The organism is Desulfurellaceae bacterium (assembly GCA_021296095.1).
Lineage (GTDB): Bacteria > Desulfobacterota > Binatia > Bin18 > Bin18 > JAAXHF01.
Window position 1 is genome coordinate 23,122 of the sequence record JAGWBB010000067.1, and the last position, 1,310, is coordinate 24,431.

The window sequence follows — 1,310 nt, forward strand, 5'->3', positions numbered from 1 at the left end:
ATCGCTTCTAAGCTTCTTTCAGCTTTTGCTTGATAGCCTTTGCTTTGGAAGAATCTTTCGCGGCGCCTTCACGGTCGCCTAGCGCGCGCTTAGCAATTCCCCGGTCGTTGAGGACTATGGCGTTATCAGGGTCGATCTGAGTTGCTCGGTCGTAGTCCGCAATGGCGGCCTTGTAATCTCTCGACGTAATCTTCGTATGTGCATGCCTGAGAGATAGTTGGACCTTTTGTTGACGCAAGCTTTTTAGACAGGCATCAACCGAGGCTGCTGTGAGACCGTTCTCCGAATGCTCCCGATCCTCTAAGGCGAGAAAATCAGGAGGAGAGCCCCCTTTGTTGATAACAAATTTGGGAATGTCTTGAGAAAGATCAGAGAGAATACCGTTGATATAAGAATCGCGGAAGGCGAACCCGACGAAGATCGCCATATCCGCTTGACTCACTACCGCCCGCAGATGTTCATGGAATCTGCTGAGTGTCCTGCATAATTTCCTCGGGAAGACGCTTGAAGAACTCGACCGTGGTTGGATACTGTTTTTTATCCACAGCAGCAGACCCCCCGGCTCCTGCAAAAACTAGGATCATTGTGTCTGCTCCCTACGAATTGAAGGTTGACGCTCTCTGCCTCGGTGACGCTTTTTCGGTGCGATGTTTTTTCTCTCGTTTGCCACTTGGTCGCATAGTGAGAAGATGCGCCCGAATGACGGCATTACGCCGAAAACTGGAGCTTGACGCCACACGCGGCTACCACTTTGGCGAGCGTGTCCAGCCGGGGGTGGCGCCGGCCAGACAGGGCGCGAGACAGCGCGACCCGATCCAGCTTGGCTTGCCGCGCCAGCGCCGACACGCCGCCTTGCGCCGCAGCGACGTTACGCAAGGCTTTCATGAGCAAACGCGGGTCCTCCCCCATCTCCTCGATTGCCGCGTTCAGATAGGCCGCAACGTCTTCCGGCGTCTTGAGATAGTCACTCGCTTGATGGGCTTTGACGGGCATGTCGCCTCTCCTGTTTGTACGCCTGCCAGCAGGCCCGGGCGGCGTCAATGTCACGGGCTTGGCGGACCTTCGTTCCCCCACCCAGCAGAATCACCAAAGTGTCCCCCTCCCGGCCGTAATACAGCCGGTAGCCCGGGCCGAAGGCGATCCGCAGTTCGGAGACTCCTCCGCCAACGCTCTTGTGATCTCCAAAGTTCCCCAGTTCCATACGGTCAATGCGGGTTTGGATACGGGCACGCGCCTGTGGAGGGACTGGGGGCTTTCGGTAATCACCGGCAGGGCTTTGTTCATAGCCCCAATCGGGCCCCTCTAATGGA

At 56.6% G+C, this 1,310-nt stretch carries 3 protein-coding genes; all 3 read right to left on the reverse strand.

The genetic code is table 11. The features are described 5' to 3' along the window. Positions 1-7 precede the first annotated feature (7 nt). On the reverse strand, positions 8-427 hold the full coding sequence (locus J4F42_15640; GenBank protein ID MCE2486946.1) for a tetratricopeptide repeat protein: 420 nt from the start codon (positions 425-427) through the stop codon (positions 8-10). A 281-nt stretch (positions 428-708) separates the two neighbouring features. Further along, positions 709-993, reverse strand: a complete 285-nt coding sequence (locus tag J4F42_15645) for a putative addiction module antidote protein (protein ID MCE2486947.1) — start codon at positions 991-993, stop codon at positions 709-711. Further along, entirely contained in the window at positions 965-1,201 is a 237-nt protein-coding gene (locus J4F42_15650) for a hypothetical protein (GenBank protein ID MCE2486948.1), read from the reverse strand. The genes J4F42_15645 and J4F42_15650 overlap by 29 nt, the downstream gene beginning before the upstream one ends. Positions 1,202-1,310 lie beyond the last annotated feature (109 nt).